The following is a 24219-nucleotide window of genomic DNA, read 5'->3' as shown; positions in this document are numbered from 1 at the left end:
AGGGGGGAATTATGTCGACTAACCAAACGTTTGATTAGTTTTAGAATAAACCCTTATAACAATTAATTTTTTACAGCTTTTTTCATGAATTTATTGTCACTTTTTAATGGATTATTTCCTGAAATCAGGAAATTTTCAAATCCACCCAATTACTCGACAGAATACCGCTCAAATTAACCAATTAAACGTTTGGATGAAATGGCTTTAAGCCTATTATTACAGGCTTTACCTCCAAAAAAGGGTAGATTCTTGTCGACTAATCAAACGTTTAATTAGTTTCCCTCAAAGTCTTAGAAAATAAAGGGTTTTCCCAGGAAATGTTGCGGAATAAGTCGATGAAGAATCGACAAAAAAACAGACAGAGTAAAATCTGCCTGTTTGCCGTTTTATCGTTTGCCTAATTCCTGCTGCAATAATTGATTGACCATTTGTGGATTCGCTTGACCCTTTGTCGCCTTCATTAGCTGCCCAACAAGGAATCCTACTGCCTTATTTTTACCATTCTTAAAGTCTTCAACCGATTGTGGATTTGCATCGAGGACCTCTGAAATGATTTTCAGGAGTGTACCTTCATCGGAAATTTGAACAAGTCCTTTGTCTTTTACTATTTTTTCGGCATCACCGCCGTTTTCAATCAACTCATTAAAAACAGTTTTAGCAATCTTTGTAGAAATGGTTCCGTTTTTGATTAGCATAATCAAGCCTGCTAAGCTTTCAGGTGTTAGGGCAATTTGATGAAGTTCTTTCCCTTCTGAATTCAGGTAAGCAGACACATCTCCCATGATCCAGTTCGAAGCCAGCTTCGCCTCTGCACCCGCAGCAACAGTCCCTTCAAAGAAATCAGCCATTTCCTTCGTTACCGTTAAAACCTTCGCGTCATATACAGGTAAACCTAGTTCTTCAATATAGTGCTTTTGGCGCTGGTCCGGAAGTTCTGGGATTTCAGCTGCAATCCGCGCTTTCCATTCCTCATCAATATAGATATCAAGTAAATCTGGTTCAGGGAAGTAACGATAGTCATCCGATCCTTCTTTTACCCGCATAAGTAATGTAGCGCCTGTCGCTTCATCGAATCTGCGTGTCTCCTGATCGATTTCCCCACCGCTAGAGACAACTTCACGCTGCCTCTTCTCTTCAAATTCCAGACCTTTTCGAACAAAATTGAAAGAGTTTAAGTTCTTTAATTCTGTCTTCGTTCCAAACTCTTCTTGTCCGACTGGACGAATTGAAATATTGGCGTCACAGCGAAGCGACCCTTCTTCCATCTTACAATCAGATACTCCTGTAAACTGGATAATCGATTTTAATTTTTCAAGATAGGCATAAGCTTCGTCAGGTGTACGGATATCTGGCTCAGAAACGATTTCTACTAAAGGAGTACCCTGGCGATTGTAATCCACTAATGAATATCCATTCCCGTGACTGAGTTTCCCTGCATCTTCCTCTAAATGAATTCTTGTAATTCCAATCCGTTTTGTATAGCCATTTACCTCAATATCAATCCAGCCATGCTCCCCAATTGGCTTATCAAATTGCGAAATCTGATATGCCTTTGGATTATCTGGATAAAAATAGTTTTTTCGATCAAATTTCGTATGAGTGGCTACCCGGCAGTTTAAGGCCATTGCAGCCTTCATTCCGTATTCTACTGCTTTTTTATTAAGAACAGGCAATACTCCTGGATAACCAAGATCGATGACACTCGTATTTGTATTCGGCTCTGCCCCAAAATGGTTTGGGCTTGCGGAAAAGATTTTTGAATCCGTTTTTAACTCAACATGAACTTCTAGACCAATCACTGTTTCAAATTCCATCGTCTTCACCCCCTATAGTCCGGCTTTTCGTTTATGAAAATCTGTCGCCTGCTCAAATGCATGTGCTACTCGATAAACAGTCGCTTCATCAAAATGTTTGCCGATAATTTGTAAACCAAGCGGCAGTCCATTATCAAATCCGCATGGAATCGAGATGCCAGGTACTCCCGCTAGGTTCACAGGAATCGTCAAAATATCATTCACATACATTGTTAACGGGTCATCAATATTTTCACCAATTTTAAACGCTGGAGTAGGAGTCGTTGGCCCAATGATGACATCATATTTTTCAAATACATCTTCAAAGTCCTTCTTGATTAACGTACGAACCTGCTGGGCTTTTTTGTAATATGCATCGTAATATCCAGAGCTTAGTGCAAAGGTGCCAAGCATGATTCGGCGTTTCACTTCATCACCAAAGCCTTCAGCCCTTGATTTCTTATATAAATCAAGTAAATTATCAGCATTCGGAGTCCGATAGCCATAGCGAACCCCATCAAAGCGGGCTAGATTCGCAGACGCTTCAGAAGAAGAAAGCAAATAATAAGCAGCTAATGCATATTTAGAATGCGGTAAACTAACTTCTTCCCAAACCGCCCCTTGTTTTTCAAGCACTTGTAAAGCATCCAACACTGATTGCCGAACCGTTTCAGTCACACCTTCACCTAGGTATTCTTTAGGTACGGCAATTTTTAATCCTTTAACCTCACCCGTTAAAGCAGAAACGAAACTCGGTACATCTACATTTGCTGATGTGGAGTCCATCGGATCTAAACCAGATATTGCTTGTAATAGGTACGCATTGTCTTCAACTGTTCTTGTAATCGGTCCAATTTGGTCAAGGGACGAAGCAAAGGCAACTAGTCCAAAGCGGGATACTCGACCATATGTTGGCTTTAACCCTACTACTCCGCAAAAAGCTGCCGGCTGACGGATGGAACCCCCTGTATCTGAACCTAAAGAAAACAGCACTTCTCCGGCTGCGACCGATGCCGCTGATCCGCCAGATGAACCACCTGGTACTCTCTCTAAATCCCATGGATTGCGCGTCTTCTGATAATGGGAATTTTCGTTTGAAGAGCCCATTGCAAACTCGTCCATGTTTAGCTTTCCGATTGTTACCGTTTCTTGCTGCTGCAGTTTCTGCACAACAGTCGCATCATAAATCGGATTGAAGTTTTCAAGAATCTTACTGGCACAGGTTGTCCGAAGGCCTTTCGTAACCAGATTGTCTTTGAGCCCGATTGGCATCCCAAACAACAAGCCTTTTTTGGAGTCCGAACTAAGCTTGTCATCAAGGGATTTCGCTGTTTGCCGAGCCCTCTCTTCATCTAATGTTAAAAATGCCTGAACCTTGCCCTCTACCTGAGCAATACGTTTATACGACTCATCAACAAGATCAGCGACTTTTATTTCCTTTTTATGTAAAAGTTCATAGAGATCTGAAACTTTATAATCAAATAAACTCACGTTTTTCCCCTCCTTACTCCCCTATTATAGCTGGAACTTTAATTTGACCATCTTGATGATTAGGTGCATTTTTTAGTACTTCTTCACGTGGCAATCCCTTTTGCTTAATGTCCTCACGGAAGATATTCTTCATATCCAGCACATGGTAGGTTGGTTCAACATTTGCCGTGTCTAATTCATTTAACTGCTCCGCAAATGTAATGATTGCATCAAGCTGCTTAGTGAACTTTTCCGTTTCTTCGTCCGTTATGGCTAATCTAGCCAAGTTCGCTACATGCTTTACTTGCTCATTTGTAATTCGTGTCATTTTTTCATTCCCCCCAATCCCTTTTGTCGTAGCTAAGGCTCTTTTCTTAACCTTTGTTGCTTTATGGAACAAAAATTTATAAGAAAAGAGCCTGCAAACTAAATTCTAAAGCGTAAAATAACTATTTCCACGTTAAAATCGGCTTTAAGATTTTAACAGCACTTTTTACAAAAGCAGCCTAGCTAATTTACTATTGATAATACCAAACTTTTTCGCTTCACCGCAATGATTCCCCTCATCAGTATGGGCAAAATGAGTACTTTTTAGTTTTTGAACACAAAAAAATAGGAGCCTTAGCTCCATAATTATGTAGTTATTTTTGTGGAATGACCTCGCCATTACTATGTAAAGCTCGAACATGTGGGCGAAAGCCTACTCCTATATAGTATCGTTTACCGTCTTTCTTAATGATCTTTGCTTTTTTAAAATCTTCGCTATCCTGGTTGGCAAATTCTACTTTATCAATTTCCTCATTAAGTATTTCTCCAAACACAACATAAATATCTTTCAGAACGTCACCTTTATCACCATACTTTGTATAATTTTCATTGTAGATGGAGTAGGTTTCGCTTTCTGAATGCTCCCAACCATTTGGGCCATCATTCTTCCATCCATCTTTATCGTTCCCTTCAAAGAAAGAAACACCCAGCACCGGTTCTTTAATATGTTCAACTTCTTTCCCTTCAGCTTTCGTGTTATAAAGAACAATCGTTATTCCATCACTTTTTGTCTTATATAACACTTCTTGTACATCGAATGGAATGGTTTCAGCAATGGCTTTTTCTAGAGTTGGATATTTGCATCCAGTAAGTGTAAGCATTAGAACAATTACAATAAAAAGAACGTTATATCTTCTCATAATTCCCCTCCTAGATCCTTGGTCAGGCGCTAGTAATATAGTAATCTCTTGTTTTATCTGACCATAATTCTTTTCGTTCCTATTATGAGTTTTTTAAGCCTTTTTCTGTCCTCCTTAATTAAATTGACCTATTGAATCTCCCTATAAATAATAATATTCTAATTTTTATAAAAATTCCAGAGATATCCAAATATAGTAAAATAGGCTTATGGTTGCGACATTAAAAAAGCAATCTAAATTTGTTTTAGACTGCTGTTTCTACGCTTATTAACGTTTAAATAGTTTCGAGAAAAGCCCCTTGCTTTTTGGGGGTTCTGGTAAATTGAATTCTTTTTTTGTAATATAAATTTCCTCTTTGTCGATCGCATGGTCCATAGCTAGAACTAAGCCAATCACTGTATCGTGCTCTTTATTGGTTACGATAGTATGCTCAAGATTATGCTTTGCGGCTAATTTTACATATTTGGATAAAGTGGAATAGTCCATATTCCCATTTAAAAACAGATTGGCCTGAGGATTTTTTTTCATTTCTTGCTCAACTTGCGGGTATATGTCTGCTTCTGCTACTTGGCTTTTCTTAAGAGAAACAATGATTCGCTCACGTAACGTTCCTAGAAATTTCCGCCTTTCATCTGGCTTCGTTTCCAAAGGGCCAAGAATTCCTTGTTGAAGGACTTCCTCAACGTTTGGCTTTTTCAAATCAAATCAACTCCATTAAAAGGGCTATTATTTATCTATGATAATACTCTAAAAAATGTTCATTTCCAAAAAAGACTGCTTATCCGAGAATGTTTTCTGCTATCCGCCAGTATTTCTCGCCATCCGCCAGTATTTCTCGCCATCCGCCAGTATTTCTCGCTATCCGCAACTAAATCCTGCTACTAAGCAAAAAACCTCCCTCTCCAAATGGAGAGAGAGATTTAGATTACAATTATTTTGTAAATTGCTCTTCTTCAGTTGACCCTTTCAACGCTGTTGTGGAAGAAGTTCCTCCTGTAATGACCATGGATACCTGGTCAAAGTAGCCTGTTCCAACTTCACGTTGATGTCTTGTTGCTGTGTAGCCGTATTGTTCGCTATCGAACTCAGCCTGTTGCAACTCGGAGTATGCAGCCATGCCGCGCTCTTTGTAGCCGCGAGCAAGTTCAAACATGCTGTGGTTCAGGGCATGGAAGCCTGCAAGTGTAACGAATTGGAACTTGTAGCCCATTTTTCCAAGCTCTTGCTGGAATTTTGCAATCGTTTCTTGATCCAGCTTCTTTTTCCAATTGAAGGATGGTGAGCAATTGTATGCCAGCATTTTACCAGGGAATTTCTCATGAATAGCTTCGGCAAAGCGTCTTGCCTCTTCAATATTTGGCTCAGAAGTTTCACACCAAATAAGATCAGCATATGGTGCATAAGCTAAGCCGCGGGCAATCGCTTGGTCAAGTCCTGCATTTGTCCGGAAAAAGCCTTCTGCAGTCCGCTCTCCAGTGATGAACGGTGCGTCGTTCATATCAATATCACTTGTAATCAAATCCGCAGCATTTGCATCTGTTCGGGCAACTAATATGGTTGGCGTACCCATAACATCTGCCGCCAAACGAGCAGCGATTAAATTTCGAACGGCAGTTTGTGTTGGCAGTAATACTTTACCGCCTAAGTGTCCGCACTTTTTCTCAGAAGATAGTTGATCTTCAAAGTGAACACCTGCAGCACCTGCTTCGATCATTCCCTTCATCAATTCAAAGCAGTTTAACTGTCCGCCAAAGCCTGCTTCTGCGTCGGCTATAATAGGAACAAACCAATCAATCGAGTCATCACCTTCGGAATGAGTGATTTGATCTGCACGCTGCAGTGCTTGGTTAATGCGCTTTACGACACTCGGTACGCTGTTTGCTGGATATAAACTTTGGTCCGGATACATATGTCCGGAAAGGTTAGCATCCGCTGCCACCTGCCAGCCGCTCAAGTAGATTGCTTTCAAACCAGCTTTTACCTGCTGAACAGCTTGATTCCCTGTTAACGCCCCAAGTGCATTAACGTAATCTTCTTCATTCATTTCCTTCCAAAGCTTTTCTGCTCCACGTCTAGCCAATGTATGCTCGATGTCAATGGAACCACGAAGCTTAATAACATCCTCAGCCGTATATGGTCTAGTAATCCCATTCCAACGTTTATCCATTTCCCAGCTTTCTTGTAATTCCATTGCTCTTGAATTTGTCATTTTAAATTCCTCCTATTATTCTATTAATTTTTATAAAAGCTTATACCCTGGTAGGGTTAAAAACTCTTCAAATTCATCATTTATAATCAAGCTGTCAAACAGCTCAACTGCTTCAGTAAAACGTCCATTTTCATAAGCGGACAGGCCTATTTCAGCTTTAATTATCTCTAATTCCTTAGCCTTAAATTGCTCATACATTTCAATCGTTACTTTTCTGCCGTCCGCAAGTACACCTCTCGGATGGCGGATCCACTGCCAAACTTGAGCACGTGAGATTTCAGCAGTTGCCGCGTCCTCCATCAAGTTATGGATGGGTGCCGCTCCACTTCCCGACAACCAGGAAGCGATGTATTGAATTCCAACATTGATATTTACACGAACACCTTCTTCGGTAATCTTACCCCCTGGTGCCTCAAGCAAATCGCTGGCCGTTATCGTAATCTTTTGTTGTTTATTGGTATGAATTTGGTTGGCTATCGGCATTTCGCGATCAAATACTTCTAGTGCTACCGGTACAAGCCCCGGGTGTGCTACCCATGTACCATCATGTCCATCGTAGACTTCTCGCTCCTTGTCAGCACGAACCTTAGCAAATGCTTCCTCATTAGCCTTTGGGTTATTACGGATTGGGATTTGTGCCGCCATCCCTCCTATCGCCGGTGCTTTCCGGCGGTGACAGGTTTGAATCGTAAGCAATGAATAGGAACGCATAAATGGTGCAGTCATGGATACCTGGGCTCGATCTGGCAGAACGATATTTTCATGGTTTCTCAGTTTCTTTAAGTAACTAAAAATATAATCCCATCTGCCACAGTTCAATCCTGCTGAGTGCTCTTTCAATTCGAATAAAATTTCATTCATTTCAAATGCAGCCATAATAGTTTCAAGTAAGACAGTTGCTTTAATGGTTCCTTGAGGAATTCCAAGCTTGTTTTGCGCAAAAATAAAGACATCATTCCAAAGCCGTGCTTCTAAATGGCTTTCAAGCTTTGGCAGGTAAAAATAAGGACCTGTTTTTCGAGCCGAAAGATTTTTTACATTATGGAAAAGGTACATTCCAAAATCGAAAAAGCTTCCGGAAATGGGCTTGCCATTTAGCAGCACATGTTTCTCTTCTAAATGAAGTCCGCGCGGCCTTACAAACAGGACGGCTGTTTCTTCATTCAGTTCATATCTTTTACCATTTTGATTTTCAAAGGATATCGTCCGATTTACTGCATCTCTTAAGTTGATTTGTCCCTCGACGATGTTTTCCCAGGTTGGTGAAGTTGCATCCTCACAATCGGCCATAAAGACCTTTGCTCCAGAATTCAGAGCATTAATGACCATTTTTCTGTCGGTTGGTCCGGTAATCTCTACACGGCGATCCTGAAGGTCTTTCGGTAATGGAGCAATTGTCCAGTCTCCATTACGAATATGCTTTGTTTCAGGAAGGAAATCCGGAAGTTGCCCGTTATTGATTTCCTTTTGGCGTTTTTCCCTGTACTGTAACAGTTGCATTCGCCTTGCCCCAAATCTTTTCTCCAGGTCCTCAATAAATTTCAGCGCCCCGTTTGTTAAAATCCCATCGTATTGCGCTTTGAGGGCCCCGACTACTTCAATACCTGTCGTTTGCGTCGCCATGAACTTGATCACCTCTTTGTTATAATACAGTGTATTGCCTTGTTTTGTATTATATAACACTAAATTTTAAATTGGAACTACTTTTTCAGAAAATTTTCAAAAATAGGTACAAATTCCCTGTTGAAGTTTCATAAGTTAATGTCTCCAATCTGATTTTTATTTTAAAGGTGCTTTTTTCCAATAATATTTGGCAAATAGAGGGTCATGATATATAGGGTGATTCACAATACAAATAAGGAGGAATCGTTATGACACAAATAGATGTCAATCAATTAACCCAAGCAAAAGCCAATGTAACGCTTACACAAACACTGCTAAATCAGGCAATTGAAAAAGCAAATTCAGATCCAACTCTAGCCCAGGAAGCAATGAAACAGGCTTCCAGCGAAATCTCGTCTGCATTATCAGCGGTTACGCAAGCACAAAATACAGTTAAAGCCACTCCTTTGGAATAAAAGCTAGACAAACCCAAAAGGGCTGCCGGTATATACCGTGGCAGCCCTCCTAATTAAACAATGCGTTCATATCTTTCTTTTGCTAAAATATACATGGCACTTCCCCATCCTAACGGGGTATTGGAATTATATTCAGCTGATTTGGCAAGGTACAGCTCTGGTAAGCTGCCATCATTAAGCATCACCTTTTCGGTTTGTGTAATATACTGTTTTGCCTTTTTACCATTCCCTAATTCTAGATGGCATAATGCCAGCCAAGGAAGTCCAAATGTCCACTCCGCCTCGGTCCCATAGTAAAATGGTAAGTCGTGATGTCTACCTTCCTGTTCGACCGTGGAATAATAGGAATCTCCTTTGTAGCGAATGACTCCACGTTCGCGTAGAAGATGTGTTTCAACTTGGTTAACAATAACTTTCGCTTCTTCACCAGCCAAAACCTGATACGGGTAAATTAAACTTAATTGTGCTAAATCAAAGGGACGATCACTGCTTTCACGTGGAAAGAGATTACCAAGAGCTTGATACCCTTTCGTAATCCATTCTTCAGGCACAAAAACAATATCCCTTACTGCTTGCAGCCCTGCCACACAAGCCCCCACAGAGCTAGAATGGACCTCTCGCCATTCTTCCCACATGCCATTATCCGCGTCTTCCCAGTACTCCACACAGCCTAAATAGCCAACCAGTTTTTGAACGATTTCATGATCCTTTTCATCTCTGATGATTCTTTTCCCCTTCGATTGCCCCATTCCAATTCCCCAAAGAATGGCTCCAATGGCATCATGCTGCGCATGTCCCCATGGAGTATCAATTTCCCTCACTTCTGAAGCGGAATATCTGGAATGGATGTATTCCCATTGCTCCCTCGGTTTCTGAACGGTATGAATATCCAGCTTCCACTCATATTCTCTAAATAGGTCCAATATCCGGTGGTAGGTCATTTCATAAAATTGATTATTTTGCTCCAAGTATGGCAGTGACATATAAAAAGAATCGCGCAGCCACACATAATGATAGTCCTTTGACGAAGAGGCTAAATACAAACCATGCGGCAAACGTAACTGATCTAAGATTCCATAGCTATGCAATACTCTCTCGTTCATCTTTCCAACCTCATTTACTTTTTACCTTTCTTTTTAGCCCGTTTGCGGTCTTTTTATACACTTAAAAAGTGAGTATAAACTATGAAAAAGTTGTCCATGCTTAAAACTATAAACATAGATTTGGAGAGTGTGATAATCGAGATGGAGTAGGAGTATCAAAATGGGGAGGTATTATGAATGAGCGTTGATGAATTAAATAAAATTATTGCTGTAAAAAAGATGGATTTAGAGGAATGTGAGCATGAACTAAACAATCGTTACTATCCTTCTATAGTAAGAATAGCGATGATGAATTACATAGTAAATTTACAAAAACAATTAGAAAAACACGATAACGACCTTATTAATTTATAAAACCCAAAAAAAAATGACGTGTGGCGAATTTTATTCACACGTCATTTTTTTGCATTAATCGTAAAAAGTCAGCTTCGAGATCTTGACTGTTCAGGAACTCGTCACTTACGATTCCGGTAAACAGTTTTCTTTTTCTCGAGGGATCTTTCACTTCTTTTAAAATCCTCTGCCTTGCTAAAAATAGAAACTCTAGATATTCTTCATATCGTTCATCAAATTGGTGGTCAAGCTGTTCTCGTATTTTCCTTGCCAATGTTGGACTCGCACCACCAGTTGACACCGAAATGGTCAATCGTCCTCGGTGTATTTGAGAGGGGACATGGAAATCCGAACCTTCCGGGTCATCGGCAATCGTTACAAGCTGAAGGTCACCCGCTGACCTCTTAATTGCCTGATTCAACTCATTGTCGTTCGTTGCTGCAAAAATTAAAAATGCACCATGGATGTCTTCTTCTGAAAATGGCTTTTGCTGCCAGTCTATTTTTCCAATACTAGCAAGTCTTATGAGTTCCTCCGTTGCTTCTGGACTAACCACGACAATTTGGGCTCCTGAGTCCAGCAGTCCGGTAACCTTTCGTTCAGCAACCTTGCCACCGCCAACAACCACTGCTTTTTTACCCTCGAGCTTTACCATAATCGGATAGTTTGAATTCAAGCACTTCCACTACCTTTCACCAACAACCGGATTCTTAATTAAATATTCTACCAAAGCTTCTCTCGTTGCAGATTCCGGCATTCCATCCGCTGTTAGGCCAGCCCGTTCAACTGCATTCTTTGTCTGCTGCCCCATGCAAACCACCTGCACATTTTTTAAAAGCTCAAATGCGTTTATATTGCATGCCTTCAATCCTTCAGTAAAAGTTCCAACTGCAGCTGCGTTCGGAAATACCATCGTATTCACATCAGCTTCTTCAAGCATTCGTTGAAAAATAGGCAAGAACTTCCGGTCTAGCTCTTTTTCACTTGTAATTAAGTAGTCAGCATTCTCAATAATATTTTTATCATTGTCTCCGACAACCAACAAGCTGCCAGCCTGAGGCATGTCTTCAATAAGTCTAGCAATAAATCCCCGTTCTTTTAGCGCATTAATCGATTTACTAGAGCCGCCGAAGAAATCTGCTCGAATTTTCCGAATATCCATCCCCTTACCAATAACAGCTTCAAAAAATTCATTAACACTTTCAGGGGATGAGAACAAGATCTTATCGTAGTCTTTTACATTACCTAACTCAACTGGCAATTTGGTCTTCTTCCATTTTGGAAATTCAATTACATCTGCACCCTGCTCCATCAATTCCTTTGCTAAGCCACTTGCACTTTCACCTGTACGTGCAAGTAATATCTGCCTGCCGTATAGTGGCATTTTTTCAAACCAGCTGATTTTTTCTCTAAGGGAGATAACATTTCCGACTAGAATAATCGCCGGGTTGCTAAATTTAGCCTCCGTTACTTTGACTGAAATATCCTGCAACGTTCCCTGCAATGTTTTTTGGCGTCCAAAAGTGCCCCATTGAATCAGGATAACGGGAGTGGAAGAAGATTTGCCATGTGCAATCAGATTTTCACAAATATAAGGCAGGTTTCCTACTCCCATGTAAAAAGCAATGGTATCGACGCCGCGGACAAGACCTTCCCAATCGAGCTTTGGCTTGCCTTCCGCTGATTTATCATGCGCTGTTACGACCGCAAACGATTCTGCATGCTCTCGGTGGGTAACTGGAATTCCCGCATAAAGGGGGGCTGCAATCCCCGATGAAATGCCAGGAACAATTTCAAAAGGTACTTGATAGTGGGCAAGAGCAGCTGCTTCTTCACCAACCCGGCCAAAAACACCAGGGTCGCCGCCTTTTAATCGAACAACTACTTTACCTTCTAGAGCCTTTTCTGCCAAAAGATCATTGATATTCTCTTGGCGAAGAATGTGGCGGTCAGGTAATTTGCCGCAATATATTAGTTCGCAATCAGATGGTGCAAACTCCAATAGCTTTGGATTTGCGAGGCGGTCATATAATATCACCTCAGCCTGCTTAATAGCTTCCAATCCTTTTACAGTGATTAAACGAACGTCCCCTGGTCCCGCTCCTACTAAAAATACCTTCCCTGTCTTCATCCTGCAGCCATCCTTCCAAACTCTTTATATAAGGCTCTTTTCTTATACTTTGTTGCTTATCCAAACAAATTTAATGATTATGCTAGTTTCTGCAGAAAATAGCATATATTTTATAAGAAACAGCCTGCAAACTAAATTCAAAAGCTCAAAATAACGATTTCCACATTAAAATCGGCTTTAAGATTTTAATAACAAGTTTTACGAAAACAACCTTAAATAATAATATAAACGTTATCTGCTTCGACTTCCACTTGATAGGTTTTTACTTGCCCTTCGTCTGGTGCCTGTACTTTTCCGTCACTCAAGGAAATTTTCCAATCATAGACTGGGCAAAAAACATATTCGCCGCTGACTAGACCTTCCGTTAAGACACCGCCCTTCGGGTGCGGACTGTGATTTTCAATGGCATATATTTTGCCGTTTGTTACCTTAAATAAAGCTATTTCCTGATCATCGATGTTAATAGCGTAACCAGCCCGTTCTGGCAGATTAGAAACATTGGCCACTAGAATTCGAGTTTTTGTTGAGATCATTTTTTATCACTCCCCAGCCCTAACAGTATGTTTAGAATAATATTTATCTTTAATTTCTTCACTTACAATTGCTTCATTCCAAGGCTCAATATACTTCTTCAAGGTTTGGTCCATGCGCTCATTTAAAGCTCTCCTTGTTTCTTCATTGGCAAGCACTTCTTTTACATGCTCCAAGCCAACGCGCTCCACCCATTTAGAAGTCCGCTCCAAGTAATTTGCAGTTTCACGATAATATTGAAGGTAGGCACCGGTCATTTCCATTACATCAGTTTCTGTTTTTACAGTCGCTAAAAGGTCACCTGCGCGGAGATCGACACCGCCATTACCTGCTACGTAAATTTCCCAGCCTCCTTCAATTCCAACAAAGCCGATATCTTTAATTCCTGCTTCTGAGCAGTTTCTTGGGCATGCCGACACACCCATTTTTACTTTATGTGGTGTATCAAGACGTTCAAACTTCTTTTCTAATTCAATTCCGAGCGCCATTGAATCCTGTGTGCCGTAGCGGCAGAACTGTGCTCCTACACAAGTTTTTACAGTGCGAAGTGTTTTTCCATATGCATAGCCGGACGGCATATCAAGCTCTTCCCACATGCTAGGAAGGTCTTCTTTTTTAACTCCGAACAAACCAATCCGCTGTCCGCCAGTTAGTTTTACAAGTGGAACCTCGTACTTTTCAGCTACTTCTGCAATCTTTTTCAAATCAGCTGCAGTTGTAACACCACCATACATTCTTGGCACAACAGAGTAGGTTCCATCCTTCTGAATATTCGCATGCATTTTCTCATTTACTAGTCTAGAATCACGGTCATCCTTGTATATATCCATGTGAATCATTCCGAGGTAGTAGTTGATTGCAGGGCGGCACTTCGTACACCCTTCTTCATTATTCCAATCTAGGACATTCATAACTTCTTTAACACTTGTTAAGCCCTTTTCTTTGATTTCCGCAACTAAATCTTCACGACTGATTGTTGTACAACCACATATACTAGTTTTTTGTGCCGCTGCTGCGTCAAATTGGTCGCCAAGTGTGTATGCTAAAATATCATTGACCATCGGCTTACATCGTCCGCATGATCTGCCGGCATTTGTACAATGGCTAACTTGATCAAGTGTTGTTAACCCTTGTGCCTTAATCGCCTCAACAATGGAACCTTTTGTCACACCATTACAACCGCATACCAATTCATCATTAGGCATCGACGCAATATCGCCGTTTCCGCCCTCGGCGCTACATTGCGACTCAAAAATGGATATCCCAGTGATATCTTCCTTTTTTGTCAGCATTCGGAACAGTCTAGTACTGTCTTTTGTGTCTCCATAAAGAACAATCCCAACAATCCTGTTATCACGTACTAGGACCCTTTTATAAATACCTTCGAATTCGTTGTAGACCATAATTGATTTCGTTGTACCATCTTCAAAAATTTCTCCGGCTGAGAAAAGATCAACACCAGCCACCTTTAACTGAGTTCCTGTTACCGAACCTTCATATGGTGTTGTTTCGATTCCACAAATTCTCTCAGCAAGGACTTTACCTTGCTCATATAATGGCGCAACGAGTCCGTAAACAATCTCCCTATGCTCGGCACACTCACCAACTGCGTATATATTTGGTACATTTGTTTCCATGAAATCATTGACGACAATGCCCCGGTTTACGTAGATTCCGCTGTTTTTTGCCACATTCGTATTCGATTTAATTCCGATTGCCATTACAACAAGATCTGCTGGGACGAGGGACCCATCTTTAAAGCGAAGACCAGCAACGCGCTCATCACCGATGATTTCGACTGTTTCCTTTTCCATTAGAAATTTCATGCCCTGTCCTTCGAGCTCAGCCTTCAGCAAGGATGATGCGATTGGATCTAACTGTCGCTCCATTAAACTCGGCATAAGATGTACGACATCAACCTTCATTCCTAGGTTCAATAATCCTCTTGCAGCCTCAAGCCCTAGAAGACCGCCTCCGATTACCACAGCCTTTTTATACTCTTGAGCTGAATTGTTCATCATTTCACAATCTCTTATATCACGAAAACCAGTCACACCCAATTTATCCGCACCTGGAATTGGCAGAATAAAAGAGTTCGAGCCTGTCGCGATAATGAGTTCATCATATTCCACTTCACGGCCCTGGTCAGAGATGACAAGCTTTCTATTACTGTCAATTCTAGTTACGGTTTCACCTGAATATAATTGAATATTATTTTCTTTATACCAGTCTAATGGATTAATAATGATGTCTTCAAAACTCGTATCTCCTTGAAGAATATTGGATAATTTTATTCGATTATAGTTAGGATGAGGCTCTTGTCCAAAAATAGTTATCTCAAATTGTTCTGGAGAACGTTTAAGAATTTCCTCAATCGTTCTAACTCCTGCCATCCCGTTCCCAATCATTACTAGTTTTTTCATGTTGGATCGCTCCTTATAGGTTTATCGATGAATTATGTTTTCTCTATAAATACATTGTAAATCGTTTATTGTTCGTTTGATTGTGAAGTACGTCACAAATTAGCGTTAGTTTGTGAATGGTTTCACATTATTGTCAAATATCGCTTATGATTAGGGGTTTTTGTGAGGTTAGTCTAAAAAGTGGACACGTAAAAATGAGATATAGTTTATAATACAATCATCATTTAGAAGGACGTGTTCACTTTGGGGAAACATTATGATCAAGAGTACAAGGATTATGTTTCAAAATTAGTTGTTGAGGAAGGCCGAAAAACTACGGATGTTGCTCGTGAATTAGAAATTTCACCTAAGACGATAAGCCGTTGGGTTTCTACTTACAGGATGAAAAGTAATGTCGGGAAGACTAATGAGACTTACATTACACCTACTGAGCTTGAAAAATTAAAAAAACAACATGAAAAAGAATTAGCAGAAGCAAGAGAGGAAATTGAAATCTTAAAAAAGGCCATGCACATCTTCACCAAAAACCAAGCGTAGTTTATATCTTTATTGAAGCCTACTCAAATGAACACGCTATATCGAAGATGTGTCAGGTATTAAAAGTTTCATCGAGTGGCTATTATAAGTGGCTCAAACAACAAAAAAGTCCTCCATCCGAAAAAGAAAAATATCGGTTAGAAATTCAGCAGAAAATTAGCAAGTCCTTTCATGAGAGCTTTGGAACCTACGGCAGTCCCAGAGTACATGCAGACTTAATTGACTGGGGTTATACAATTTCGCAAAAGACAGTCGCTAGGGTCATGAGTGAATTGGGTTTAAGAGCTACACAAATAGAAAAGTTTGTGGTAACAACGGACTCAGATCATGATTTATACATTTATCCTAATAAACTTAATCGTCAATTTAACGTGAATGAACCTAATCGAGTTTGGGTTACTGATATTACGTATATTTGGACGCTTGAAGGTTGGGTTTATTTAGCCTCCGTTATGGATCTATTCTCAAGAAAGATTGTCGGATGGAGTTTAGCAGCTCATATGAAGAAAGAGTTAGCTATTACAGCATTGAAAATGGCGATTACCCAAAGACAACCTGACAAGGAATTAATTCACCATTCAGATCGTGGATCGCAGTATTGTTCGCATGATTATATTGATATTCTGAATGAGAAAGAAATGGATATCAGTATGAGCAAAAAAGGTGACCCTTACGATAATGCTTGTATTGAGTCGTTTCATGCCACACTCAAGAAAGACTTAATTTACAGAAGACGTTTTAAAACAAGAGAAGAGGCTATAAAAGCCGTAAATTATCATATTAGTAACTTTTATAACGAGAGGCGCAGACATTCTACATTAGGGAATATCTCGCCTAATCAATTTGAGAGAAATCAAGCTTTAAATACAGTGGATTTAATCTCATAGATTAGACATTTGGTGTTAGAAATGGTCAGTCATGTTTTTTGACTGCCCATTTCTAACACCGTACCAAACGAAGTGCGGTAGTGATTTTGGTTTCAATAGTCTCAAATTTTATTGTCCACTTCCTTGACAGAAGACCATTTGGACCTTTTTTGTGGGGTTTTGGACATTTTAGAGAGGGTCTTGGATATTTTTTTACTAGTTTTGGACATTTTCCAGAGGGTTTTGGACATTTAGACAATATCTTCCATAAAAAAACCAAAATTCAATACTAAAAACCCCTCCTCAAACGAGAAGGGGTCCTCCAAATATCTATTAATACATTTCAGAAGTAGTCTTTGCTTGCATGTGAAGCAATAAGTAGTCCGGACCGCCAGCTTTAGAGTCCGTTCCAGACATATTGAAGCCTCCGAATGGCTGATAACCAACAATCGCACCTGTACATGAACGATTGAAATACAGGTTACCAACATGGAAGTCTTCACGCGCTTGCTCTTGGTGCTCACGGTTCGTGGTGATTACCGCACCGGTTAAACCATACTCGGTGTTGTTAGCAATTTCAATCGCTTCCGTGAAATCCTTAGCCTTGGTGAAACCAACTACTGGTCCAAAGATTTCTTCCTGCATGATACGTGATTTAGGAGCAAGATCCGCAATAACAGTAGGTTGAATGAAGTAACCTTTTGAATTGTCTCCTTCGCCACCAGCCATTAGCTTACCTTCCTGCTTGCCGATTTCAACGTATTCCATGATTTTCTTGAACGCATTATTATCGTTAACAGGACCCATAAATGTTGTTTGCTCAGTTGGGTCACCTACGGTTAATTGGTTTGTTAATTCAACCACACGGTTCAATACAGTATCATACACATCCTCAACGATTACTGCACGTGAACATGCTGAACATTTTTGACCAGAGAAGCCAAATGCTCCTGCTACGATAGATTGTGCTGCCAGCTCTAAATCAGCCTCAGAGTCTACTACAATAGTATCTTTTCCACCCATTTCAGCAATTAAACGCTTCATCCAGATTTGACCAGGATTCACTTTTGAAGAACGTTCGAAAATTCGAAGTCCGACATCACGTGAACCTGTAAAGCTGATGAAACGAGTGTCTTTATGATCTACCAGGTAATCGCCTACTTCTGAACCACTGCCGGGAACGAAGTTTAATACTCCTTTAGGGAGACCTGCTTCTTCCATTACTTCAACGAATTTAGCTGCAATGATTGGTGTTGTAGAAGCCGGTTTTAAAAGAACTGGATTACCTGATACGATTGCTGCAACTGTTGTTCCCGCCATGATGGCAAAAGGGAAATTCCAAGGAGAAATAATTATACCTACTCCTAGTGGAATATAGTCGTATCGATTGTATTCGTTAGGACGGCTATTAACGGGTACGCCATCTTTAAGCGCTAACATTTGGCGGGCATAATATTCTAGGAAGTCAATTCCCTCTGCAGTGTCAGCATCTGCCTCTCTCCATGGCTTACCCGCTTCCTTCGTCATAAGAGCAGAGAATTCATGTTTACGACGACGGATAATCGCTGCCGCTTTAAATAATACATCCGCTCGAACTTCAGGCTTTACTTTTTTCCAAGTTTTGAACGCTTCAACTGCAGCCTGCATTGCTTTTTCCGCAAGATCACGGTTCGCCTTTGATACAGTACCAATTACTTCTTCTTTATTTGATGGGTTATAGGAAACAATTTTATCTTCTGTTGTGATTTTTTCTCCACCGATTACTAGAGGGTACTCTTTACCTAAATAGCTCTCAACGGTTTTCAATGCGTTAAGATATGCCTGGCGGTCTTCTTCAATTGTAAAGTCTGTGAATGGTTCATGCTTATAAGGTTGGACCATGTCTTAAAACCTCCTATGTATTAAGAAACATAACATCCTATGTTTATTCTAACATTTTTCTTTTACACCTATCAACGGATACCAAATAACTATTAATTTTACAAAAAAAAGTCCTGGTGTTACACCAGGACTTAGTAAATATGCACAAATGGTTCTGCTTCATTTGCCTTGCGGACGATTAATGCCTCAGGTCCGTCAACAGAGGTGACACTTACCGAAACGGATATATAATTTGGAAAATGCTCGAGGACTAACCCCGTTACATATTGTGTAAATCCAATTGCTTCGGATTTACCATAGAATTGGATAGGAATTGTGATATCCAAATCAGTAAATTGATCTCCAATATAGAAGGCCCGGCCAATAACGCCATTAAAGTTTGGAAAATATTCCTCAACATCTTGTTTAAAGTTTAAAAAAGCAGTTACATCATCACGGTGTGCCTCTTGTGCCTCAGTAGATGGAAAGAGAAAGTACTTTTCAGTAACTGGCTCCCAATTATTAATGGTTGAGCTTCCCTTATCAACATTCGTGTAGGTAAAAAAGGTCCCTGGTACAACTGATGATCGGCTTTGCTGTTCAAACAAAGCAATTGTAATTGGAACATCCTTCAAATTTTTCATTGCTCTCAGTCGTTTAAGGACCTCATCGGCAATCTTTTTCCCTTCACGTTCCATTTCAGCAAATTCAATTCCCCTCTCAAAATAGGGTTCACCAACGGCTGTACGGTAATAATGAACGGAATTAAGCGCAAGCCCAATCACAACACCGCCCAATTTGACGGTATCATTTTCTCCTTTGATAAGGTAATCATGCTCTAAGATATGGGCCAAGTAGATAGGGCTATTACTGTTCCCTGCCTTAAAATCTACTCCGTCTTCCATTAATGGATTTAAGCCAATATTATCAGTTTCCTTTATACCCTTTTCCTCTAATTGAGCTGGAGTAAATTTACGATTCAACCATGATCTAACCGTATTTCGCTTTAGTTCCTGTCCTTCGCGGAACAAATAAGTTTTTGGGTCAAATTGATGTTGCGCTATTCTCATCAAGCCTGTTTCAAATTCATTTATGTCATATCTCGTATTGATATTTCCTACAATTAATCCACGCGCTTCCCCTGGTTCGAACGGTAAAATCGTCCGATAATAATTGTCTGAAATATTATATTTCGGAATAATCGCTTTCTCTTCTGTCTCTTCTTTCGTTTGCACAACATTCTCCTGCTTTTGAAAGTTTGGTGCACACCCACTAAGAAGGATGATAAGAGATAGAGCGATCAATGAGAGTTTTCTCACGTCGATACACCTCTCTTTATTTATTTAATTCTACTAAGAGCTTCTCCTCGTCCCACACTTCAATTCCCAGCTCCTCGGCCTTAGTAAGCTTTGAACCCGCTTCTTCACCCGCAATCACAAGGTGAGTTTTTTTGCTGACACTTCCCGATACATTTCCTCCAAGTGCTTCGATTTTCTCCTTGGCCTCACTCCTAGAAAGCTGCTCAAGTTTACCTGTCAGAACAACCGTTTTACCAGCAAAAATGCTATCTGACTCTTCGACAGAAATTGGTTTAGCGCCTTTATATGCCATATTAACTCCTACAGACACTAGTTCCTTCAACAGTTCTTCTGCCTCTTCAAGCTCAAAAAAAGCAACAATGGAATCTGCCATTTTTTCACCAATTTCATTGATCGCGATTAAGTCTTCTTTTTGAGCAACTGCTAATTTGTCCATTGTTTCAAAGCTTTGTGCAAGCGTTTTTGCTGCTTTGGCACCAACATGGCGAATACCAAGTCCAAATAAAAGCTTTTCTAATGAATTTGCTTTAGATGCTTCAATTGCATTTAATAGGTTATTAACTGATTTTTCACCCATTCTTTCTAAGGCTATCAACTGATCATAGGTTAGTTGATAAATATCAGCAACATCCGAGATTAATTTTTCAGCAAAAAGCTGGCTGATTACTTTTTCACCAAGACCATCAATATTCATCGCATCACGCGATACAAAATGGATTAATCCTTCGCGAATTTGCGCAGGACATTTTGGATTAATGCAACGTAAAGCAACTTCACCTTCTAAACGGACAAGCTCGCTTTCACATTCCGGACAATGCGTTGGCATTTGGAAGTCGCGTTCTTCTCCAGTTCGTTGTTCTGCTAATACATTGACCACTTCCGGGATAATATCTCCGGCTTTTTTTACCACAACTTGGTCGCCAATTTTTATATCTTTTTCTCGGATTAAGTCTTCATTATGCAGGGAGGCACGCCCGACTGTTGAACCAGCTACCTTAACAGGCTTTAAAATCGCAGTTGGTGTGACAACACCTGTCCTTCCCACACTTAATTCAATATCCAACAGGGTGGTAACCACTTCTTCAGCCGGAAATTTATAAGCTATCGCCCAACGAGGACTTTTCGCAGTTGTTCCAAGCATGCTTTGCTGCTCGTAGGAATCTACTTTAATTACAATTCCATCTATTTCATATGGTAAATTCGGGCGCTTATCAACCCAGCCTTGCACATATTCGATTACCTCGTTAATGGTAGGGCACTTTCGACGCTCCTTATTTGTTTTAAAGCCAAGATGATCTAAATAATCTAGGCCTTCACTATGGGAAACTGCGTAGTTTTCTCCGCCGCCACCGATTGCGTATAAGAAAACATCGAGATTTCGCTTTGCAGCAATTTTGGGATCAAGCTGTCTTAAAGAACCCGCAGCAGCATTTCTCGGGTTTGCCGCTAGCTCTTCTCCTCGCTCTTCCTTTGCTTTGTTCAAAGCTTCAAAGGAGCTTTTCGGCATATAGGCTTCACCGCGGACCTCTAAGGTAACATTTTCACGTAAACGGAGCGGAATCGATTTGATTGTCTTTAAGTTCGCTGTAATATCTTCACCAGTAGTACCGTCTCCTCTTGTTGCCCCTTGGATAAGCAAGCCGTCTTCATAGTGTAACGAAACAGCGAGACCATCAATCTTTAATTCACAAACATAGGAGAAATCCTCTCCAACGGCTTGACGAACACGACGGTCAAAATCTTTTAAGTCCTGCTCATTAAAGGCATTCCCTAAGCTTAGCATTGGTGTTCTATGCTCTACTTTTTCAAATAAGTCAAGAACGTCACCACCAATACGAATCGATGGGGAGTCTGGTGTTTTTAATTCAGGAAATTTTGCTTCAATTTCTAAGAGTTCCTGCATTAAACGGTCATATTCTGCATCAGGTACTGAAGGCTTATCGAGCACATAATATTCATAGCCATATTGATTTAGTAGATTTCTTAGTTCATTTACTTTTAGTTCCGCCGTTTGAAGGTCCATAAATCCAGCCCTTTCGTTTAAAATTAAATATGATAATGAGAATAGCCCCATGATAGGGGCATTCTTTTTTATACCTTTTTTGTTATAGGAGCGAACTTCGCAAGCAGTCTCTTAATACCGGTCGGGCTTGGAAATGCTATATCCAGCTCTGTTCCTTCACCTTCCCCTTTAACACTTACTACTGTTCCAATACCCCATTTACCGTGTTCAGCTTTATCGCCGACTCTCCAGCCAATCGTATCGCCGCCCGTGGTGGCTGCAACAGGTCTCATTACTGGTTTTCTAGTTACCGGTGTACCGAAGGATGAGGTTGTTGAGCCAGTGGTACTCCGTCCAAAAGAAGTTCCTCTTGATCCAAAAGTAGTATTCTTCCGTTCTTCTTTTTCCACGCCTTCTAAAAGGTCTTCCGGGATTTCGCGGATAAATCGGGACGCAGGGTTCATACTTGTACGTCCATACAAGGTTCTCATTTGGGCATTTGTTAGGAATAAAGTTTGCTCCGCCCGTGTAATTCCAACGTAGGCCAAGCGGCGTTCTTCCTCCATCTCAGCTTCTTCCATTAACGAGCGGCTGTGAGGGAAAACTCCTTCTTCCATTCCAATTAAAAAGACTACAGGGAACTCCAACCCTTTTGCAGAGTGAAGTGTCATAAGGGTGATGGAGTCAACCGCTTCTCCGTCATCATCTAGCGAATCAATATCTGCGACAAGTGCTAAATCGGTTAAGAAGGCAACTAGGCTCTTATCCTCACTCACTTCTTCAAAGTTCTTCGTTACAGATAATAATTCATCTAAGTTTTCAAGTCTGCTTTGAGATTCGATTGACTTCTCTGCCTTCAACATTTCTCGGTATCCAGACTTATCTAAAATTCCCTCAACTAGTTCCGTTACTGATAGAAATTCTTGCATTTGCGTATAATTTTTAATTAAATCTCTAAATTCTCTAGCACCCTTTGTGATTTTAGGGCTTAACCCCAATAGCTCAACTGAGTCGAGTGCCTGAAAAATAGAAATATCATGCATGGCAGCAAAATCAGCCATTTTATCCACTGAGCTTGCACCAATTCCGCGTTTTGGCACATTAATAATACGCTGTAAGCTAATGTCATCATCAGGATTAGAAATGAGCCTCAAATAAGCAAGCATGTCCTTGATTTCTTTTCTGTCATAGAACTTTGTTCCGCCGACGATGCTATATTCAATATTTGATTTTAGCAGCACTTCCTCCATTACACGGGACTGAGCGTTAGTCCGATAAAGGATGGCGACATCGGAAAGCTTGTATTTGCCCTCGCGCGTTAATTCTTTAATTTTCCCCGCAACAAACTGGGCTTCTCCCTGCTCACTATCTGCACGATAATAAACGAGTTTGTTTCCTTCCGGGTTTTCCGTCCAAAGATTCTTTGCTTTGCGGGTTACATTATTTTCGATAACCTTATTTGCTGCCAACAGGATTCTTTTTGTAGAGCGATAATTTTGCTCAAGGAGAATAACAGTAGCATTCGGATAATCCTTTTCAAACGAAAGAATGTTGGCAATATCTGCTCCCCGCCAGCGATAAATCGACTGATCAGAATCTCCAACCACGCATAAGTTCTTAAAGCGGTTCGCGAGAAACTTTACTAGCATATACTGTGCTCTGTTGGTATCCTGATACTCATCGACATGAACGTACTGGAATTTTCGTTGATAAAATTCAAGTACTTCCGGTACTCGCTGAAACAATTGAATCGTCTTCATAATCAAGTCATCAAAATCGAGCGCTTGATTTTTTCGCAACCGTTTTTGATATTCTGTATAAACATCACTGACTGTTTGTTCAAAATAGCCTCCAGCGGTCTTTGCATACTCTTCTGGATCGATTAATTCATTTTTTGCTGAGCTGATAGCTCCTAAAAGGGCTCGTGGATCGTATTTTTTTGGATCAAGGTTTTTATCCTTAAGAATTCCTTTGATCACGGATTGCTGATCACCTGTATCCAAAATCGTAAAGTTACGATTGAAGCCCATCCGGTCGATGTCCCTGCGTAAAATCCTCACACACATCGAGTGAAAGGTGGATATCCAAATTTCTTCAGCTGCCCCGCCCATCATCTTTCGGATTCGTTCTCTCATTTCGCGGGCTGCTTTATTTGTAAAGGTAATCGCCAAAATGTTATAAGGATTTACACGTTTTTCAACGATTAGATAGGCTATTCGATGCGTTAATACTCTCGTTTTTCCACTTCCGGCTCCGGCCATCAATAATAGCGGACCGTCCGTTGCTTTTACAGCATTTTGCTGCTCTGGGTTTAATCCATTTAAAAGCTTTTCTGATAAATATTGCAATTCCTTCACCACCATAACGAACGTTTGTT

General features: G+C 40.4%; 20 protein-coding genes. 4 read left to right on the top strand and 16 right to left on the bottom strand.

From position 1 onward, the window contains the following. Positions 1-386: 386 nt before the first annotated feature. The 7 genes from gatB to aceB all read right to left on the bottom strand — a co-directional run bounded on the left by gatB (position 387) and on the right by aceB (position 8282). A complete protein-coding gene (gene gatB / locus J2Y03_RS17065) occupies positions 387-1814 on the bottom strand; it encodes an Asp-tRNA(Asn)/Glu-tRNA(Gln) amidotransferase subunit GatB (RefSeq protein ID WP_310196027.1) in 1428 nt (475 codons plus the stop codon). 12 nt (positions 1815-1826) lie between these two features. Then, positions 1827-3284 carry an Asp-tRNA(Asn)/Glu-tRNA(Gln) amidotransferase subunit GatA gene (gene gatA, locus J2Y03_RS17060; RefSeq protein WP_310196025.1) on the bottom strand — a complete coding sequence of 486 codons (1458 nt, stop codon included), beginning with the start codon at positions 3282-3284 and terminating at the stop codon, positions 1827-1829. Between the two features lie 13 nt (positions 3285-3297). Next, positions 3298-3591: an Asp-tRNA(Asn)/Glu-tRNA(Gln) amidotransferase subunit GatC gene (gene gatC, locus J2Y03_RS17055; RefSeq protein ID WP_310196023.1), complete on the bottom strand. Its 294-nt coding sequence runs from the start codon at positions 3589-3591 to the stop codon at positions 3298-3300. Between the two features lie 313 nt (positions 3592-3904). Continuing rightward, the gene (locus J2Y03_RS17050; protein WP_310196021.1) at positions 3905-4450 is read right to left on the bottom strand and encodes a hypothetical protein; all 546 of its coding nucleotides are present in this window, start codon (positions 4448-4450) and stop codon (positions 3905-3907) included. Between the two features lie 267 nt (positions 4451-4717). Next, positions 4718-5149 carry a YueI family protein gene (locus tag J2Y03_RS17045; protein WP_132091988.1) on the bottom strand — a complete coding sequence of 144 codons (432 nt, stop codon included), beginning with the start codon at positions 5147-5149 and terminating at the stop codon, positions 4718-4720. Positions 5150-5381: 232 nt separating this feature from the next. Continuing rightward, positions 5382-6659 carry an isocitrate lyase gene (gene aceA, locus J2Y03_RS17040; protein ID WP_132091982.1) on the bottom strand — a complete coding sequence of 426 codons (1278 nt, stop codon included), beginning with the start codon at positions 6657-6659 and terminating at the stop codon, positions 5382-5384. A 30-nt stretch (positions 6660-6689) separates the two neighbouring features. Then, entirely contained in the window at positions 6690-8282 is a 1593-nt protein-coding gene (gene aceB / locus J2Y03_RS17035; protein ID WP_310196017.1) for a malate synthase A, read from the bottom strand. Between the two features lie 248 nt (positions 8283-8530). Between aceB and J2Y03_RS17030 the strand changes: the two genes are divergently transcribed. After that, complete coding sequence (locus J2Y03_RS17030) at positions 8531-8737, top strand: hypothetical protein (RefSeq protein ID WP_310196016.1); 207 nt, start codon at positions 8531-8533, stop codon at positions 8735-8737. Positions 8738-8790: 53 nt separating this feature from the next. Here the strand turns inward: J2Y03_RS17030 and J2Y03_RS17025 are convergent, their stop codons facing one another. Beyond that, complete coding sequence (locus J2Y03_RS17025; RefSeq protein WP_310196014.1) at positions 8791-9840, bottom strand: glycoside hydrolase family 15 protein; 1050 nt, start codon at positions 9838-9840, stop codon at positions 8791-8793. Between the two features lie 177 nt (positions 9841-10017). On the opposite strand from J2Y03_RS17025, the gene J2Y03_RS17020 reads away from it, so the two are divergent. After that, a complete protein-coding gene (locus J2Y03_RS17020; protein ID WP_165903121.1) occupies positions 10018-10194 on the top strand; it encodes a hypothetical protein in 177 nt (58 codons plus the stop codon). 34 nt (positions 10195-10228) lie between these two features. On the opposite strand, the gene J2Y03_RS17015 is transcribed toward J2Y03_RS17020, so the two are convergent. The 4 genes from J2Y03_RS17015 to nirB all read right to left on the bottom strand — a co-directional run bounded on the left by J2Y03_RS17015 (position 10229) and on the right by nirB (position 15258). Next, positions 10229-10849 carry an NAD(P)-binding protein gene (locus J2Y03_RS17015; RefSeq protein ID WP_310196012.1) on the bottom strand — a complete coding sequence of 207 codons (621 nt, stop codon included), beginning with the start codon at positions 10847-10849 and terminating at the stop codon, positions 10229-10231. 9 nt (positions 10850-10858) lie between these two features. Beyond that, a complete protein-coding gene (cobA, locus tag J2Y03_RS17010) occupies positions 10859-12304 on the bottom strand; it encodes a uroporphyrinogen-III C-methyltransferase (RefSeq protein ID WP_310196011.1) in 1446 nt (481 codons plus the stop codon). Between the two features lie 212 nt (positions 12305-12516). Then, complete coding sequence (gene nirD, locus J2Y03_RS17005) at positions 12517-12837, bottom strand: nitrite reductase small subunit NirD (RefSeq protein WP_310196010.1); 321 nt, start codon at positions 12835-12837, stop codon at positions 12517-12519. Positions 12838-12843: 6 nt separating this feature from the next. After that, a complete protein-coding gene (gene nirB, locus J2Y03_RS17000; protein WP_310196009.1) occupies positions 12844-15258 on the bottom strand; it encodes a nitrite reductase large subunit NirB in 2415 nt (804 codons plus the stop codon). A gap of 243 nt (positions 15259-15501) precedes the next feature. Here nirB and J2Y03_RS16995 point away from each other — a divergent pair, with 243 nt between their 5' ends. Further along, on the top strand, positions 15502-15795 hold the full coding sequence (locus J2Y03_RS16995) for a transposase (protein WP_310196008.1): 294 nt from the start codon (positions 15502-15504) through the stop codon (positions 15793-15795). Positions 15796-15800: 5 nt separating this feature from the next. After that, complete coding sequence (locus J2Y03_RS16990) at positions 15801-16682, top strand: IS3 family transposase (RefSeq protein ID WP_310196366.1); 882 nt, start codon at positions 15801-15803, stop codon at positions 16680-16682. Positions 16683-16994: 312 nt separating this feature from the next. Here J2Y03_RS16990 and pruA read toward each other — a convergent pair whose 3' ends face one another. From pruA to pcrA, 4 genes are all read right to left on the bottom strand, one after another. Continuing rightward, positions 16995-18542 (bottom strand): L-glutamate gamma-semialdehyde dehydrogenase, encoded by a 1548-nt coding sequence (gene pruA / locus J2Y03_RS16985; RefSeq protein WP_132091958.1) that lies wholly within the window; start codon positions 18540-18542, stop codon positions 16995-16997. Between the two features lie 131 nt (positions 18543-18673). Continuing rightward, entirely contained in the window at positions 18674-19840 is a 1167-nt protein-coding gene (locus tag J2Y03_RS16980) for a CamS family sex pheromone protein (protein ID WP_310196007.1), read from the bottom strand. Between the two features lie 16 nt (positions 19841-19856). Next, complete coding sequence (gene ligA / locus J2Y03_RS16975) at positions 19857-21863, bottom strand: NAD-dependent DNA ligase LigA (RefSeq protein WP_310196006.1); 2007 nt, start codon at positions 21861-21863, stop codon at positions 19857-19859. A 68-nt stretch (positions 21864-21931) separates the two neighbouring features. After that, positions 21932-24190 carry a DNA helicase PcrA gene (pcrA, locus tag J2Y03_RS16970; RefSeq protein WP_310196004.1) on the bottom strand — a complete coding sequence of 753 codons (2259 nt, stop codon included), beginning with the start codon at positions 24188-24190 and terminating at the stop codon, positions 21932-21934. Positions 24191-24219: the final 29 nt, after the last annotated feature.

Source organism: Neobacillus niacini (assembly GCF_031457145.1).
GTDB classification, from domain to species: domain Bacteria; phylum Bacillota; class Bacilli; order Bacillales; family Cytobacillaceae; genus Neobacillus; species Neobacillus niacini_J.
The sequence above is the reverse complement of the archived record's forward strand: the minus strand, read 5'-3'. Positions and strand labels throughout refer to the sequence as shown.